The sequence below is a fragment of the Merdimmobilis hominis genome (assembly GCF_900104615.1).
Lineage (GTDB): Bacteria > Bacillota > Clostridia > Oscillospirales > Ruminococcaceae > Merdimmobilis > Merdimmobilis hominis.
The window spans coordinates 159,105-172,937 of sequence record NZ_LT629939.1 but is presented as its reverse complement, the minus strand read 5'-3'; the positions used below and the strand labels follow the sequence as shown (position 1 = coordinate 172,937).

Below are 13,833 nucleotides of genomic sequence, written 5' to 3'. Positions count from 1 at the left end.
CCGGGCGTTCCTCGGCGGAGAGGCTGCCCATCTGCTTTAAGATGGCAGTCAGCTCGCCTTTTTTGCCCAGGTACTGGACCCGCAGGGCGTCCAGCGCCTTGGTGTCGGCAATCTCAGATAGCTCTTTGCGTGCTTTTTCTCGAATCGCTTCCAAAGCTGCTTTCATTTGTTTCACCTCTTGATTAATATGGGAAAATGACTGGCTTTCCATGGGGCGGGGGAAATAAAAAAGCCCTCCGTCCACAAAGGGACGAAAGGCCATTCTTCCGCGGTACCACCCAATTTTTTGCCACATGAGCAAACACTCTGCGTCCCTTGTAACGGCGGGCACCCGTCCCTGCTTACTCCTGGTTCGGCAGGGCCGCTCGTGAGTGAACTTCGGCCCACCTGCCAACCGATCCGCTTGCAGCCGGGGCGGATCTCTCTGGAGGGAAGGAAACGTGGGCGTACTCTCTCAGTCAACGCGTGTAAAAGTATTAAGAATAGTCTTATCATAGCACAGTTGCCGGTGGGTTGCAAGGGATAAATTGTTGAAAAGACCGGGTTTTTATGCTATACTATTGTGCAATTAGAAGGAGGATTTTGCCATGCAAGAAGTATTTGTCGAGACGTTGGTGGCCAAAAAGCCAACCAAAAAGGATGCACTCCTGCGTGGGGCAGTAGTGGTGGGAATGTTGGTTTTGGGTGCACCTAGCTACATCATGGCCTCCTTCAACCTATATTTTACCGTCATTGGCGCGGTGGTGTGCGCAGGGCTTTTGTACTGCATCTATTATTTTTGGACCGCCCTCAACCTGGAATTTGAGTATATCCTCACCGGGTCGGAGATGGATGTGGACCGGATCAGCGCCCACCGCAGCCGCAAACACCTGCTGACGGTGGACTGCAAAGACATCGCCGCCATGGGGCGGTATCAGCCCGGTTTGGAAGGGGATAGAAAGCCCCTTTTTTACTGCGCTGATCCCCAGGAGGGGGCCTGGTACTTCGTCACCCAAGAGGGGCAGATGGTGGTCTTCACCCCCGATGCCAAGCTTTTGGAGGGGATGCGGGTCAGCCTGCCCCGCCAGGTGGTCAACGAAGTGTTCATCAAGGGGAGGAATTTACTCTAATGCGTGTGGAAACCGGTATTGACCTGGTGGAAGTGGCGCGTATGGAAAAGAGCCTCGCCTCCCCTCGGTTTTGGCAGCGGGTTTTTTCTCCCCGGGAGCGGGAGGAGATCGGGGCCAGGCCCAATCGCGCCCAGTCGGCCGCCGCGGTTTTTGCCGCCAAAGAGGCCTGTGCCAAGGCTATGGGAACGGGCTTCCGGGGGATACGCCTTGTGGAAATTGAGCTTTTGCACGATGGGAGCGGCAAACCGGAGCTGCACCTCTCGGGTGCGGCGGGAGAGTTTGCCCAGAGTAGCGGCCTGGCCTTCTCGGTCAGCTTAACCCACACCCGGCAGCATGCCGCCGCCGTTGTGGTCGCATACAGTGATAGGGAAAAGGAGCAACAGGGATGGAAATTGTAACCGCAAGCGAGATGAAGGAAATCGAACAAAAAGCGGGGGAGCTGGGCATGTCCGGAGAGCGGCTGATGGAGAACGCCGGCGCCGCTGCCGCTGCCTTCCTGAAAAAGACCATCGACCCCGAGGATAAAAACTGTATCCTCTTCTGCGGACGGGGTAACAACGGGGGAGACGGGTTTGTAGTGGCCCGCAAGCTGTACGAGGACGGCGCAAATGTGGCGGTGGTCCTCACCGATGGGGAGCCCCGCACCGAGGATGCCAAAAGCATGTTTGACATGGTAAAGATGATGGGCATCAGCGTGCTGCGGCTGGAGGAATCCTTTGACCAGATCGCCGGCCTGATGGATGTGGTGGACATCATTGTAGACGGGGTCTATGGAACCGGCTTCCACGGGGAGCTGGATGAACTCCACCAAAAGGCCTGCGCCCTGATGAACAATGCCATCGCGGCAGTCTTTTCCCTGGATGTGCCCAGCGGGGTGGACTGCGACGCCGCCAAGGCGGCGGAAGGGGCGGTCCAGGCGGATTTCACCATCGCCTTCGACCATCTGAAGCCCTGCCACATCCTCGCCCCCGGCAAGGGGAATTGCGGGTATGTGGAACTCTGCGCCATCGGCATCCCTCAAGAGGCGGCAGATGGGGTGAAATCCCACTTCCATATCCCCGATGAGGAGATGGTTTTTGCCCTTCTGCCCCAGCGGGAGCCGGAGAGCCACAAGGGGAGCTATGGGCGGCTGCTCAGCGTCTGCGGAAGCGAAAACTTTGTGGGTGCGGCAGTCCTCTCCGCCATGGGGGCCATGCGCTGCGGCGTGGGGCTGATTCAACTGGCATCCACCCAGACGGTTTGCCATATCGCCGCCTCCCGCCTCATTGAGTGCACCTATCTGCCTTTGGTGGAGAACAGCTGCGGCCGGGTACCGGCCGAGGCCATCGGCGCCATATTAAAACGGATGAAACGCTCCACCGCCGCACTGGTGGGGTGTGGTTTGGGATGCGACGAAGACACTGAGCAGGTGGTTTCCGCCCTCATCCGCCGGGCAAATTGTCCCTTGGTCATCGATGCGGATGGTATAAACGCCGTTGCCAAGAATATAAATATACTGAGTGAAAAACGGGACGCCGTCATCCTCACCCCACATCCGGGGGAGATGGCACGGCTGGTGGGCAAGGAGATTGAGGATGTGGAGAGGGACCGCCTTTCCATTGCCCGCGCTTTTGCCCAGGAACATGGGGTGACATTGGTCCTCAAAGGGCACAACACCTTAGTGGCCTGTCCCGACGGCAACGTATTCTACAACACCACTGGAAATGCCGGCTTAGCCAAAGGCGGCAGCGGGGATGTGCTGGCGGGCATGATCGCCGGCTTTGCGGCCCAAGGCATCAAGCCGGAATTGGCCGCAGTGCTGGGGGTTTATCTCCACGGGATGGCGGCAGACGCCTGCGCCAAGCGCCTCTCCCAATACGCCATGCAGCCCAGTGATATTTTAGAAGACCTTTGCCGCATCTTCGTGGAACACCAATTGTAAGAGGGGCAGTTTCCGCTTCGCCGGCTGTTCCGGCATAAATTTGGCGAAGCGGATGGGAGCGCCCGCATGAAAAAACGATGGATCTCTCTGGCCTTGGCGATGCTCTGCTGCCTGGGTTTTGCCGGTTGTGATAAAACTGGAGGAGGAGGCGGCACTGTGGACCAAAGCCAGGTGGAAAGCCGGATGACTAGCCCCTTTGAGACGACGGCCAACATCAGTTACAAGGACATCAAGGCCACGGCTCGTATCGTCTCGGAGGAGCCGCGCAGCTGTACTGTCTCCTTCACCAGCCCCTCCAGCCTCAATGGGATGAGCTTTGCCTTTGCCAAGGATAAATTGACGGTGGATTACAACGGCATCAGTTTTGATTTGGACCCCTCCAACCTCCCGGGTGGAGCGGTGGCAAAGATGGTGGTGTCGGCAGTCAATTCCGCTACGGAACCTCAGGGCGTCCATGTAGAGCTCAAGGAGAGCTCGGTGGAGGTCAGCGGCCTTATTGAAGCAGGGGAGTTCCTGCTGAAACTGGACCCGAAAAGCGGCAACTTTTTGAAGCTCTCCATCCCCGCCAGCGAATTGGAGATGGAGTTTATCAATTTTTGTCCCCTGTAACGGGAGACGGCCTCTCCCCAAGCAAAAAGAAAAAGCGATTTTTTCAGCCAGGGCTTTTGCTCGGTCGGAAAACCGGTTTTTATGGGCCGTTTGTGCCATGGCGGAGCAAAATACAAACCCCTGCCACTGGGGCGGGGGTTTTTCCTTTGTCAAAATAACAGCTCCCTTAATAAGATAGGGTAGGTGCGGTTGGAAAATGCCACCACACTGTTTAACCTGAAAAGAATTCGGCAACAATACAGTTGCAACGATAAACTTATTAAGGCGGAGCGTGATAGAACGTGACTGTCAAACGAGGAGAAATTTATTATGCCGACCTGAGCCCGGTTGTGGGATCGGAACAAGGCGGCGTTCGTCCTGTATTGATTGTTCAAAACGACGTTGGCAACAAATTCAGCCCTACGGTGATCGCAGCAGCCATCACCAGCCAGAAGGAAAAATCCAAACTGCCCACCCATATCGAACTGGATTCCGCCCACTGCGGCCTGTCCCGGGATTCGGTGGTGCTGCTGGAGCAGATCCGCACCATTGACAAGCGCAGGCTTAAAGAACGGATGGGCCGGCTGGACGACCAGTCGATGAGCCGGATTAACCAAGCTCTTTCGGTGAGTTTTGGCCTCCCGGGCATGGAGGAGATGCGGTAATTACATAGAATGAGCCGCATCGGCGGACGCCTTGGCGCCCGCCTTTTCTTTTGGCACATAACCGCATATTTTGGCAGAAATGGAACATTTTGTCGAATTTATGTCGATTTTTTACGAATCGTTTTTCTGTGCTTTTCGGGGAAAATGTTGTATTATAATGATAAAGGGCAGCAAAATCTAGGCGATCCGGTCGAAACCCTTGCCCAAGTCTGGTATAATGATTGATATATAATGTTGCGTCCCCCAATTGCTTCCAAGAAGGAATGGCCACCCGAATTCAGATTGACAGCTTCGGGTGGGGATAAAGGACGAAATACTTTTGGATGGGGAAGGTTATGAAAAAATTTCGGATTGTTTTAGCAGACGATGACACAGAGTGGACTCAATTGTTTGAACTAGCAGTGTCGAAAAAAGACAGATATGAATTGGTGGGCATCGCCGAGGATGGGGATTCCGCCTTTCAGATCATCAAAAAGGAACGCCCAGATATTGTCATTAGTGATATCTTGATGCCCAAAACCGATGGTTGTTATCTGGTCAACAGCATCCGGCAGATGCAGAATTATCGACCCATCATTTATATCCTGTCGGGTATTGCCACAGATCCCATCGTGCGGATCCTGCAAAATTTGGAGATTGATTACTACAGCTTAAAGCCAGTGGGAGTCAACACCATATTGTCCAACTTGGACCTGCTTATCGCTATGCGTGGGCTGATGCCGGATCAATCCAGCCAGAAGATCACCATCCAATACACCAATAAATTGGAGCAGCGGGTGGAGGATGTTCTTATGGATATTGGGATGGCACCAGGAAGCAAATTCCACTCCTATATGAGGGATGCGCTGATTGCTTGTACCATCGATGGGTCGAACGTCAATTTGGTGACCAAGGTATTGTATCCGGATATTGCAAAGAAGTATGGTGTTTCCACTCCCAGTGTGGAGCGAGGGTTGCGGTATGGCATTCAAACGGTGCGCAAAACCAATACACCTCTCTACCAGGAGATTTTTAGCGCAATGCTCAGCAAACGCAATATCTCCAATACCGTGTTCATCGCTACATTGGCCAATTATATTAGAAAGTTGGATTAATTGATGATTGCCAAACTCTCACAAAGTGTTGCGCAATATCTGGCCAATAATTTCGAGGATTCGGATGAGGAGGTTCTAGCTTATGGGCTGGAGCTGATCTTCCAAGAGATTTTGGCCTTTATTGCGCTCTTTACGGTGGCTGCATTTTTAGGCTTGGCAGATTTGATGCTTTTTTCTGTGTTGGCGTATACGACAGTGCGGGGAAACGCAAACGGAGCGCATGCTTCTACACGGAGCATATGCCTTTCCACATATGTCATGTTTATGTTTGCCTCCATTGGCATTTCGATTTGGGTAAAAGGATTTTTGACCCCTTTCTTTTGGGCAGGGATTGCCTGTAATACGATTGTGCTGCTTTTGTATGCACCAGGAGACACGCAGGAAAAACCCATTTTTGGCAGCAGGCTTCGGTTGCGCTGCAAGGTGGTAGGGCTCCTTTGTATGTGGATCTCCTTTGGCTGTGCTTACTGGATGTCTCAAGGGTATCCTGCTCGGGCCAACGTATTGATGCTCTCATCTACAGTCGCGTGTTTTATGGTCACGCCTATCGCATATAAGCTATACGGCTGCCAGCGTTATGTAGAAGAAAGTTAAGGAAAGGAGTGTTGAACCCCCATGAAATTGTTCGCTAAAACCCTGAAGGTAACTGCTGAGAAAGTTGCTGAAGCTTCGATAAATGTGGCTTGTGCACCGTTAATTATTTATCAGCCTAAGCTGCCAAAGCAGCTGATGAAAGACAAAAAAGAAGAAAAGTAAAAAAGTAGGGGCGTTAGCCCCTACTTTTTTACTTGGAGATGCTGGATAAAGGAACACTCGTTGATGGTTGTAGAGGAGGAGAAATACTTGCTTTGTGCCTGGACTTTTTCCTCCACCTGGTGCAGTCCAATTCCCATGTGGTTGGATTTGGTGGAGTAATTCTTGCGTTTGATCTTTTTCAGATCTACCTCTCCCTCGAAAGAATTGCGCACAACGATGTTGTAGCAGTCGCTGTCATCCCGGACAAGAAGATTTACCTGTTTGAGCTCACTGGCCGCGGCAGCTTCGATGGCGTTGTCCAGCCAGACGCCCATGATGTAGGCTAGGTCGTATAAGACCTCATTGGGGAATACAATTTCTTCCTTGGTTACAATGGCGATTTCAAATCGAACTCCCATGTTTGTAGCGTAATTGATCTTTCCAATAAGTAGCCCGTAGAGGATAGGTACTTCCCGCAGATTGAGATTTAGAACGTTGGTGGATGACTGAGCAGTGAGACGCTGCTGGAGGTCGCCGATATATGGTCGGAGAAGGTCTAGACGCTCTAGCTCCACAAAACCGGCAATGGTCGATATTATATTATTCATCTCATGGCGGAAACCTTTGATCTGGTCAAGAGAGTTCTCCAGAGTTTCTGTATACAATTTTTGATTGGCAGAGATCACCGCCTTCTTCCCCAATTCATAGGAATTTATAGAATTATATATGCTGTATATAACAAAACATAGAGCGAGAACTAAGTCGTATAGAAGGATAAAATTGTTAATTTTAATTTCAAAATGTTCAAAATAAATAATATTTGGATAAATAAATGCGATCAGAAAAAAGAAATTTAATACTATAATTGTAAATGATTCCTTGTTAGCATAGGAAATTTCGCGTTTTTTCACCACAAAATTCGAGACAGCATATATTAGAAAGCATGGCAACAGTGATAGAAATCTCAAAATATTTAGGTAAGTATTTTCACGAATGTGACTGAAGAAAAAATTTTGGCTCCCTGAAATTACTATGTTGACAATTATCATTACACACTCGATTGTAGCTGAGTAGAGTAAGTAGCCTGTTAAAAAACTAAGGCATTTTGAAAAAGGTAATTTAAATAAGATTTTACAAATAAGGAAATAAGTGGAAATTGTTATAATAAATATAAGTACCATGGAAAAATTTGTATTATAAATAGGTAAAGCGTTGATTATGCCAGTAAGTAATGTCCCACAGACAATTTTTTTAATAGAAATTTCTACTCGTAAGATATTGCAACAAATTAAAGTTCCGAGTAAGAATTGAATCCAAGTTGTGAGTATTAATAGTAACGTAGAAAGTTGCATAAGAAGCCTCCTCAAAGTTGTAAGTATCACTCGATTGCTGGTAGGATCGCCTCCATATAGTTTACAACCATTTTACCGATCTGTAAATGGTTTGAGTCAAAAAAGTAACAAAATTTTGTCAAAAAATTTCTATCGTGATCGAATAATAAAATTTATTTGAGACATTGGACAATAAACGACAAATGGTCTAAATTTGTTTGGGTTGCCTACAAAAAAGAGGAGTATGTAGCTACATACTCCTCGATACCATATATTGTGCTTTAAATCATCCAAATCAAATTGAGCATCAACAAACCAACGACGCCTGGCAAACCAAATACAGTTGACACTGCCAAAGAAAACGGGCTCATGCCCAGCAGTGGGGTGGTGAAAGCACCGATTGCCATTACTGCCAGAAGCCCTGCAATTCCTGTCCCGGCAGAGAAAAATAGACATCGCCAAAATCGCCCGCTTTTTAGATAAAGGCTCAGCATAAACAAGGCACAACAGCCTAAGATTACATAAATAATTTTATCTACCCCAATTTTCCATACACCCTTTCTTGAAACAGATCATCTGGCTGATACACACAGACCAAATTTTTCTCCCTTGCTTGCAGCATAAGGTAGCTATACCGACTGTTAAGGGCGTTCATTTCATGGATGAGGCCCTCCACCAGATTGGGGTCGCTGGTCAGATCAAACAAGCTTCGCACCGCGTCCATCTGTGAGACCAGCTCCCGGATCTCCAACAATAAGGGGTCGGGAGATGGAGGTGTGTTTTTCTTCCTTTTTAAGCAGCTTTGCAAGCGTTCCGCCAGTTTTTCCAATGTGACGACCACCTTTCCATGGAATATGTATGTTGGAAGGATGGACAAATATTCCAATATTTATTCACTATAGAAGATTCCCGTTTGGAATAGCTGCCCTTTCTCTGTAAATGCTAATAGGGAAAGAAAGGGGGATTTACAGATGGAAAACCGCAGGGGTATGGCAGACCGATATTGCCCTTCTAAAAAGAGAATTGTTCCAGTTAAAATGCCGGAAAAAAGGAATTGCCCGCAACCAATGGACTGCATGGATTCTTCCTGCAAAGCACAGGGGTGCTTTGAAATTGTGCCGGAGAAAAATCAGTTTGAAGGCTGAAACAAATTTATGAAAGCGATTTCTGTTTAGCTAAAACATTATAAGGAAAAACATAATTGAAAACTACTATAAACCAAATGCAGACTGGAGCTGTTCGTAGAACAGCTCCAGTCTGCATTTGTGTGAATCCTATAAGATAAACCTTTATTCTATTTAAAGGGAAATCTCCTCCAGCAGATTGTATTTCATATCCCACAGTTTCTGCGAAAGGTCCACATAGTACGTATGGGGGTTTTCAAACCGGGTCACCTCATCCCACAGGGTGTTGACCTGCTCTGTACAGTAGGCTTTCACCTCATCCAACGAGGGGAGGGTATATACAAGTTTGCCTTTGGAGAAGATCGGCTCCAGTAAGGGGCGGGAGACATAATTCTCTAGGGTCTGTTTCTTCCAAGGGGCATGCTGGTCAAAGATAGCCAACGGCTTACTGTCGTCTACTGTTTCATCATAGAGGGTGATATAATCGGCGAGTGCCTTGCCGTTTTCTTTGTCATATAACCGATACAGCCGTTTGAATCCAGGGGTGGTAATTTTCTCTACACTTTCGCTCACTTTAATTTTGGGAATGAACTCCCCGCCTTCCTGCTCCTGGACCGCAGCCAGTTTGTAAACACCGCCGAAAACAGGAGCGGATTTGCTGGTGATTAAATTTTCGCCTACGCCGAACAGATCCACTTTAGCGCCCTGTAAAATCAGATCGCGGATCAGGTATTCATCTAAGGAATTGGAAGCGGTGATCTTTACATCAGCGAAACCGGCTTCATCCAACATGGCGCGGGCCCGTTTGGAGAGGTAGGCAATATCGCCGCTGTCGATGCGGATTCCTTTGGGGCGGAAGCCTTTGGGAAGGAGTACCTCATTAAATACCCGGATGGCGTTGGGAACACCAGATTTGATCACATTGTATGTGTCAACCAATAGGGTGCAACTGTCTGGATAGAGTTCTGCATAGCTTTTAAAGGCTTCGTATTCGCTGTCAAAGGATTGGACCCAGCTGTGGGCCATCGTTCCCACCACCGGGATGCCATACCGCCTGCCGGCCAGCACACAGGCGGTGGCGGCACATCCGCCAATGTAAGAGGCCCGGGCGCCCAGCACCGCAGCATCATACCCTTGAGCGCGGCGAGAACCGAATTCAAAAATTGCCCGGCCGCCGGCTGCCCGGATCATCCGGTTGGTTTTGGTGGCGATAAGGGATTGGTGGTTGATGGTCAAAAGGACCATGGTTTCCACCAGCTGGGTTTGGATCAACGGGCCTTTGACCACTACCACCGGTTCGCCGGGGAAGATGGGGGTACCCTCTTTGGGGGCCCAGATGTCGCAGGCGAATTCAAAGTTGGCCAGATACTCCAGAAAGGCGTCGGAGAACTGCCCCTGCTCCCGTAGGTATTCGATATCCTCCTCACTGAAAGAAAGGTTTTCCAGGTATTCCACCAGCTGTTCTAGGCCAGCGAAGATGGCAAAGCCGCCGTTGTCCGGCACAGTGCGGAAAAACATATCAAAGACAGCGACCCGATCCCGCATTCCATTTAGAAAATAGCCGTTGGACATAGTCAGCTCATAAAAATCGGTGAGAAGGCTTAAATTCCGTTTCAGATCCACAATGCGTGTCATAACACCCAATCTCCTTTTTAGTTTTGGTTAGTCGATGGTGCGGACGAGGGTTACTCCATTCTGCCGCATGCTGTAGAGGGCCATCAGGTTGCACAGGTCCGCAGGATGGCCGGGGCCATCGTAGGTATCCACCAGGTTCACCGGGACAATCACCTCCACTTTGCGGTTGTGCTGGTTGTAATAGGCGGTCAGGGTGACCGCCAGTTGGTAAATGCAGATGTCGGTGCAGCAGCCCAAAATCACCACATGGGTGACCTGGGGGGCCTGGAAGAGCTCCGGATCAGCCAGATAGGCGTTGGTGGAGTTTTTGGGCCGGGCCATTGCCTCCAGCCGGGAGAGTTCCGGGGCCAGCAGGGGTTCTTCTGTGCCCATGAGGCAGTGGGGCGGATAGCTGGCAAGTTCTGGGGAATCCGCCGTATGGCAGTCGGTGTAGGGGAGGATGGAGTACCGCCCGGCGATGCAGCGGTCCACAAAGGCGGCCGCGCCGGGGAGGAGCTCCTCGGTGCGGGGAGAGTACAGAGCCCCCTGTTTGGCAAAGCCCCGGTTTAAATCCACTACAGCGACCAAAGTGGATTCCCGGGGCAGTTCCGCCAAGGAGAGGCTGCCCAAATGATCCAATGAGCTGAGCATCTCTTGGAGATGAGAGGTGGATTGTTCCAAAAAAGTCTGTTGGTCGAGTTGTTCCTTCATACTTGTCTCCTCCTGCATAGTTCATCTGCCCAGCTCCTTCGGTGGGGCTCAGCCAGATGTATTGCGGCCACCGGTGGGGATAAAACACAGTTGATAAACACAGCGGGTCGTTGCATCCAGCTGTTTGGCCGGTTCCTCCCATTGTGGGGAAGCCGCTGGAAAGAGCGGCAATGGGCCTCATTCTTGTGCGCCCATTGGCCATTCCTTATAGGATTGCAACGAAAGGCATAAAAAATATCCCCTGGCATCTGCTTTGCAACCATTTTAACACAAATCCCAGGGGATGGACAGTAGTTCCAAGATGATATTAAATTCACAAAACGTTATTTCCGCAAGGACCCAGCGTCAAAAGAGATAAGGCCCTTCGGAACAAACTCCCTGCCCTGGGTGACCGCCTTGACAGCGGCCAAAGTCATCCGCTTGGCCTCAAACAGGGCTGAGTAGTAAAGGTCTAGGAAGCTGTCAAAACGCCGCAGTTCTGGCTTGTCGGCGGAAGACCACCCGTGGTGCTCACGGTTTAGGATGGAGAAGGAGGCGCCAGGCTTTTTCAGGAAGGCGGACAGCAGTTCCCCTTGACCGGAGACCTTTTCCGCTGCGCGGGTCACCGAACGGAAGAGGAACCCGGTGGGTTCCACTTCAATGGTGAAAGCGCGAACTGCATCGCCCAGGGAGCGCCGCAGCTCCTCCGGCTTGATGTTCAGCCCATATAGGGAGCTCAGAACCTTGTGGTACACAATGGCGAGAGAGAGGGCAAACCGGTCATCGATCCGGTAGTTTCGCTTTACCGGGAAGGTGTTAACCGGCCGGTGTTCCTTCAGCCGGTAGAGGGAGGAATCGATGTCGCTTTCAATCCGGTGGTGGAGGCCGCGCCAATGTTTGGGGGAGAGCCGCTTCTGTAGTTCTACCTGTTTGCTGTAGACATAGGGGTGGGCGGAACAATCCAGGCAGTAGTGGCCGATAAACCCGATGTAATAGGCTAGGAGCTCGTCAAATTCCAACCTGCCGGAGTAAGCGGAAATCTCCTGGGCCATGACCTGGAACAGCTGGTCGGTTTTCTGGGTGTGCAATATGGTGCCATATTGGGGGAGGGAACTCTTCCTCCCGGAAAAAATCCGATGGAAAAAGAAAATATCCGGCCCTTGCAGCCCCCAGTGGTAGGGGATGGGGTGCTGTTTGATCAGCTCTGCAGACCGGCCCTCCAATAAAATAGCCAGATCCTTGCCAAATAAATGATGGGTGATAAACGAAGGCATATTTGTCACCAGCCTTTCCAATCCAGGGGATTGAACCAGTAAAAATTCTCTAAACTAAGTTTACTACTATTTTGCCATTTTATCAAACCCATTGGGCGAAAAATTTGTGCAGAACAAATTCGGCATATAGAAGGGGGACTCCGCCCAGAGACGCAAGATCTTCGGAACCCGATAAAAAAGGGGCCATACAGGCCCCGATGCATTAGTTGTTATTTGGCAGGTTTCGGCGTGGATACAGAAGCACTGCATACAGCATGATATTGGGCAGAAACCGGTAAAGATGGGTGGTAACGCTCCCAAAATAGGCGCCAAATAATGCAGGGGAGAGTTGGCGCAGCAGGCGGTACAGCGGCGGGACAAAGGGCACCGCTGCAAAGAAAAGCAGCTCTCCAAGCCCTACTGCCGCCCACAGGCGTGGGGTCTCTTCCCGATGTAAGGAGAAAGCCAGAATGAAAAACCCGAACAGCAGGGCATAGAGGAGATAGCCAAGCAGAAGGACTGCGGTGAGGCCAGTATATGTGTGGCGCTGCAGCTGTTTGGCCAGCATGGAATCCGCCAAGGGGAGAAGCAGGGATAAAAAGAGAGGGTACACGGGGAGAAACCAACGGAACCAGGTTGTTTTCATGAGATTCTTCCTCCTTCGGCAGATAACAAAAAACCCGAATCCATCGCCCTTTGGCAAAAGATTCAGGTCTTATCAATATGGTGGAGACGATCGGGATCGAACCGACTACCTCTTGAATGCCATTCAAGCGCTCTCCCAAGTGAGCTACGCCCCCGTGACGACGAAATAAATTATAACAGACCGCTATGGGCTTGTCAACTATTTTTCTGCATTTTTTGCAAAAAAATGAAAAAAGGATGGTTCCCCTCTGACTACAGAGGGCGGAGCGGTTAGCTCTTGATCCGCTCCCGGCAATAGGCATCCAAATAGTAGAGAAGTTCCGAGGGTTGGGGCTTCTGAGGCAGTTTGCGCCCTGCGATCTCCTCCAAAAGGGCCCGATTCCCATGCTGCCACAGATCTTCGGTAGTGCGGGCGATGGAGCGGCTGATAGCGGAAGATGTGGTTTTGCATTGTTTGGCTACCTCTGGGTAAAGACAGGTGGTTAGGCCACGGTACGGGAAAGTATCCATGGAGAGGGATAAATCCAGAGCGAGATGCAAATGTTTAAAACCGATCTTAGTGGCCTGGCAGCCAATTTGGTAGAGCAGTTGTTGAGTTGTCTTCATCCACGGTTGTCCTTTCTGATCCAAGTAATGCGGTTGGGATGGGAATCCCCCATAAAATCATCGTAAAAAAGGGGACAATTTTACATGGCATTGTCTAGTAATTTGTCTTGTTTTATTGACATAATTAGATAAAATTCGTCAAAATAATATCTTTTTAAATCCTACGGAAACGGCCATTCCTCCTTTTTCATAGGCTGGCCCTTGACAAGCCAGCCGTTTGCTGGTATCCTGAAAAAAGAACAACTTCATCCAATCAAACGCTAGGATGGGGAGTAGTAGGGCTTCGGAACGCTCACAGAGAGCCGCCACTGGCTGAAAGGCGGCAGCGGGAAGACGGCTTGAACTGGCCCCTGAGCGGTCGACCGAATACAAAAGTAGGCTCGGACGGAATCCCACCGTTAAAGGGGAAACATGTTGCGCCTAGGGCAAGACATGGCAGAGCGGCACAGAATTGTGCA

General features: G+C 50.3%; 17 protein-coding genes, 1 tRNA gene, 1 pseudogene and 2 other annotated features (1 of these 21 cut by a window edge). Of the genes and pseudogenes, 9 read left to right on the top strand and 10 right to left on the bottom strand.

The features are described 5' to 3' along the window. Nucleotides 1-166 (bottom strand): annotated as a pseudogene (gene pheS, locus BQ5353_RS12320) (phenylalanine--tRNA ligase subunit alpha); the annotation flags it as partial. Nucleotides 167-243: 77 nt separating this feature from the next. Beyond that, nucleotides 244-471, bottom strand: a binding site (T-box leader). A gap of 116 nt (nucleotides 472-587) precedes the next feature. Between pheS and BQ5353_RS00855 the strand changes: the two are divergent. The 8 genes from BQ5353_RS00855 (at nucleotide 588) to BQ5353_RS12315 (ending at nucleotide 6,133) form a co-directional block, all read left to right on the top strand. Then, nucleotides 588-1,109, top strand: a complete 522-nt coding sequence (locus BQ5353_RS00855; protein ID WP_054331143.1) for a hypothetical protein — start codon at nucleotides 588-590, stop codon at nucleotides 1,107-1,109. Beyond that, a complete protein-coding gene (gene acpS / locus BQ5353_RS00850; protein ID WP_071427107.1) occupies nucleotides 1,109-1,507 on the top strand; it encodes a holo-ACP synthase in 399 nt (132 codons plus the stop codon). Before BQ5353_RS00855 ends, acpS begins: the two co-directional genes overlap by 1 nt. Next, on the top strand, nucleotides 1,495-3,030 hold the full coding sequence (locus BQ5353_RS00845; RefSeq protein ID WP_074026290.1) for a bifunctional ADP-dependent NAD(P)H-hydrate dehydratase/NAD(P)H-hydrate epimerase: 1,536 nt from the start codon (nucleotides 1,495-1,497) through the stop codon (nucleotides 3,028-3,030). Before acpS ends, BQ5353_RS00845 begins: the two co-directional genes overlap by 13 nt. 66 nt (nucleotides 3,031-3,096) lie before the next feature. Then, nucleotides 3,097-3,639, top strand: a complete 543-nt coding sequence (locus tag BQ5353_RS00840) for a hypothetical protein (protein WP_143117117.1) — start codon at nucleotides 3,097-3,099, stop codon at nucleotides 3,637-3,639. 281 nt (nucleotides 3,640-3,920) lie between these two features. Further along, a complete protein-coding gene (locus BQ5353_RS00835; protein ID WP_054331148.1) occupies nucleotides 3,921-4,283 on the top strand; it encodes a type II toxin-antitoxin system PemK/MazF family toxin in 363 nt (120 codons plus the stop codon). A 335-nt stretch (nucleotides 4,284-4,618) separates the two neighbouring features. Further along, nucleotides 4,619-5,377, top strand: a complete 759-nt coding sequence (locus BQ5353_RS00830; RefSeq protein WP_054331149.1) for a response regulator — start codon at nucleotides 4,619-4,621, stop codon at nucleotides 5,375-5,377. 3 nt (nucleotides 5,378-5,380) lie between these two features. Beyond that, nucleotides 5,381-5,971, top strand: a complete 591-nt coding sequence (locus tag BQ5353_RS00825; RefSeq protein ID WP_143117115.1) for an accessory gene regulator ArgB-like protein — start codon at nucleotides 5,381-5,383, stop codon at nucleotides 5,969-5,971. Nucleotides 5,972-5,992: 21 nt separating this feature from the next. Further along, nucleotides 5,993-6,133 (top strand): cyclic lactone autoinducer peptide, encoded by a 141-nt coding sequence (locus tag BQ5353_RS12315; RefSeq protein ID WP_082398523.1) that lies wholly within the window; start codon nucleotides 5,993-5,995, stop codon nucleotides 6,131-6,133. Nucleotides 6,134-6,153: 20 nt separating this feature from the next. Here BQ5353_RS12315 and BQ5353_RS12960 read toward each other — a convergent pair whose 3' ends face one another. From BQ5353_RS12960 to BQ5353_RS00815, 3 genes are all read right to left on the bottom strand, one after another. Continuing rightward, nucleotides 6,154-6,720, bottom strand: coding sequence for a sensor histidine kinase (locus tag BQ5353_RS12960; RefSeq protein ID WP_204211272.1), 567 nt, complete (start codon nucleotides 6,718-6,720; stop codon nucleotides 6,154-6,156). Nucleotides 6,721-7,724: 1,004 nt separating this feature from the next. Then, a complete protein-coding gene (locus tag BQ5353_RS12310) occupies nucleotides 7,725-7,943 on the bottom strand; it encodes a pro-sigmaK processing inhibitor BofA family protein (protein ID WP_074026289.1) in 219 nt (72 codons plus the stop codon). Nucleotides 7,944-7,978: 35 nt separating this feature from the next. Next, on the bottom strand, nucleotides 7,979-8,272 hold the full coding sequence (locus BQ5353_RS00815; RefSeq protein WP_143117114.1) for a DUF2508 family protein: 294 nt from the start codon (nucleotides 8,270-8,272) through the stop codon (nucleotides 7,979-7,981). A 142-nt stretch (nucleotides 8,273-8,414) separates the two neighbouring features. Between BQ5353_RS00815 and BQ5353_RS12845 the strand changes: the two genes are divergently transcribed. Continuing rightward, nucleotides 8,415-8,588, top strand: a complete 174-nt coding sequence (locus tag BQ5353_RS12845; RefSeq protein ID WP_153801620.1) for a hypothetical protein — start codon at nucleotides 8,415-8,417, stop codon at nucleotides 8,586-8,588. Between the two features lie 153 nt (nucleotides 8,589-8,741). Here BQ5353_RS12845 and BQ5353_RS00810 read toward each other — a convergent pair whose 3' ends face one another. From BQ5353_RS00810 to BQ5353_RS00785, 6 genes are all read right to left on the bottom strand, one after another. Next, complete coding sequence (locus BQ5353_RS00810) at nucleotides 8,742-10,202, bottom strand: nicotinate phosphoribosyltransferase (protein WP_174884165.1); 1,461 nt, start codon at nucleotides 10,200-10,202, stop codon at nucleotides 8,742-8,744. 27 nt (nucleotides 10,203-10,229) lie between these two features. After that, a complete protein-coding gene (locus BQ5353_RS00805; RefSeq protein ID WP_054331153.1) occupies nucleotides 10,230-10,892 on the bottom strand; it encodes a cysteine hydrolase family protein in 663 nt (220 codons plus the stop codon). Nucleotides 10,893-11,215: 323 nt separating this feature from the next. Further along, a complete protein-coding gene (locus BQ5353_RS00800; RefSeq protein WP_071427105.1) occupies nucleotides 11,216-12,145 on the bottom strand; it encodes a zinc dependent phospholipase C family protein in 930 nt (309 codons plus the stop codon). A 202-nt stretch (nucleotides 12,146-12,347) separates the two neighbouring features. Beyond that, complete coding sequence (locus BQ5353_RS00795) at nucleotides 12,348-12,770, bottom strand: hypothetical protein (RefSeq protein WP_054331156.1); 423 nt, start codon at nucleotides 12,768-12,770, stop codon at nucleotides 12,348-12,350. A 78-nt stretch (nucleotides 12,771-12,848) separates the two neighbouring features. Beyond that, nucleotides 12,849-12,924, bottom strand: a tRNA-Ala gene (locus BQ5353_RS00790). Between the two features lie 115 nt (nucleotides 12,925-13,039). After that, nucleotides 13,040-13,375 (bottom strand): sporulation initiation factor Spo0A C-terminal domain-containing protein, encoded by a 336-nt coding sequence (locus tag BQ5353_RS00785; protein WP_054331157.1) that lies wholly within the window; start codon nucleotides 13,373-13,375, stop codon nucleotides 13,040-13,042. A gap of 253 nt (nucleotides 13,376-13,628) precedes the next feature. Then, nucleotides 13,629-13,833, top strand: a binding site (T-box leader) (it continues 43 nt past the right edge of the window).

What these genes read in the sequence shown, in the direction of transcription:
- BQ5353_RS00825 (WP_143117115.1), top strand. Translation starts at nt 5,381, where the DNA reads ATGATTGCCAAACTCTCACAAAGTGTTGCGCAATATCTGGCCAATAAT.
- BQ5353_RS00810 (WP_174884165.1), bottom strand. Translation starts at nt 10,202, where the DNA reads ATGACACGCATTGTGGATCTGAAACGGAATTTAAGCCTTCTCACCGAT.
- acpS (WP_071427107.1), top strand. Translation starts at nt 1,109, where the DNA reads ATGCGTGTGGAAACCGGTATTGACCTGGTGGAAGTGGCGCGTATGGAA.
- BQ5353_RS12315 (WP_082398523.1), top strand. Translation starts at nt 5,993, where the DNA reads ATGAAATTGTTCGCTAAAACCCTGAAGGTAACTGCTGAGAAAGTTGCT.
- BQ5353_RS00845 (WP_074026290.1), top strand. Translation starts at nt 1,495, where the DNA reads ATGGAAATTGTAACCGCAAGCGAGATGAAGGAAATCGAACAAAAAGCG.
- BQ5353_RS12960 (WP_204211272.1), bottom strand. Translation starts at nt 6,720, where the DNA reads ATGAATAATATAATATCGACCATTGCCGGTTTTGTGGAGCTAGAGCGT.
- BQ5353_RS00805 (WP_054331153.1), bottom strand. Translation starts at nt 10,892, where the DNA reads ATGAAGGAACAACTCGACCAACAGACTTTTTTGGAACAATCCACCTCT.
- BQ5353_RS00785 (WP_054331157.1), bottom strand. Translation starts at nt 13,375, where the DNA reads ATGAAGACAACTCAACAACTGCTCTACCAAATTGGCTGCCAGGCCACT.
- BQ5353_RS00830 (WP_054331149.1), top strand. Translation starts at nt 4,619, where the DNA reads ATGAAAAAATTTCGGATTGTTTTAGCAGACGATGACACAGAGTGGACT.
- BQ5353_RS00800 (WP_071427105.1), bottom strand. Translation starts at nt 12,145, where the DNA reads ATGCCTTCGTTTATCACCCATCATTTATTTGGCAAGGATCTGGCTATT.
- BQ5353_RS00855 (WP_054331143.1), top strand. Translation starts at nt 588, where the DNA reads ATGCAAGAAGTATTTGTCGAGACGTTGGTGGCCAAAAAGCCAACCAAA.
- BQ5353_RS12845 (WP_153801620.1), top strand. Translation starts at nt 8,415, where the DNA reads ATGGAAAACCGCAGGGGTATGGCAGACCGATATTGCCCTTCTAAAAAG.
- BQ5353_RS00795 (WP_054331156.1), bottom strand. Translation starts at nt 12,770, where the DNA reads ATGAAAACAACCTGGTTCCGTTGGTTTCTCCCCGTGTACCCTCTCTTT.
- BQ5353_RS00840 (WP_143117117.1), top strand. Translation starts at nt 3,097, where the DNA reads ATGAAAAAACGATGGATCTCTCTGGCCTTGGCGATGCTCTGCTGCCTG.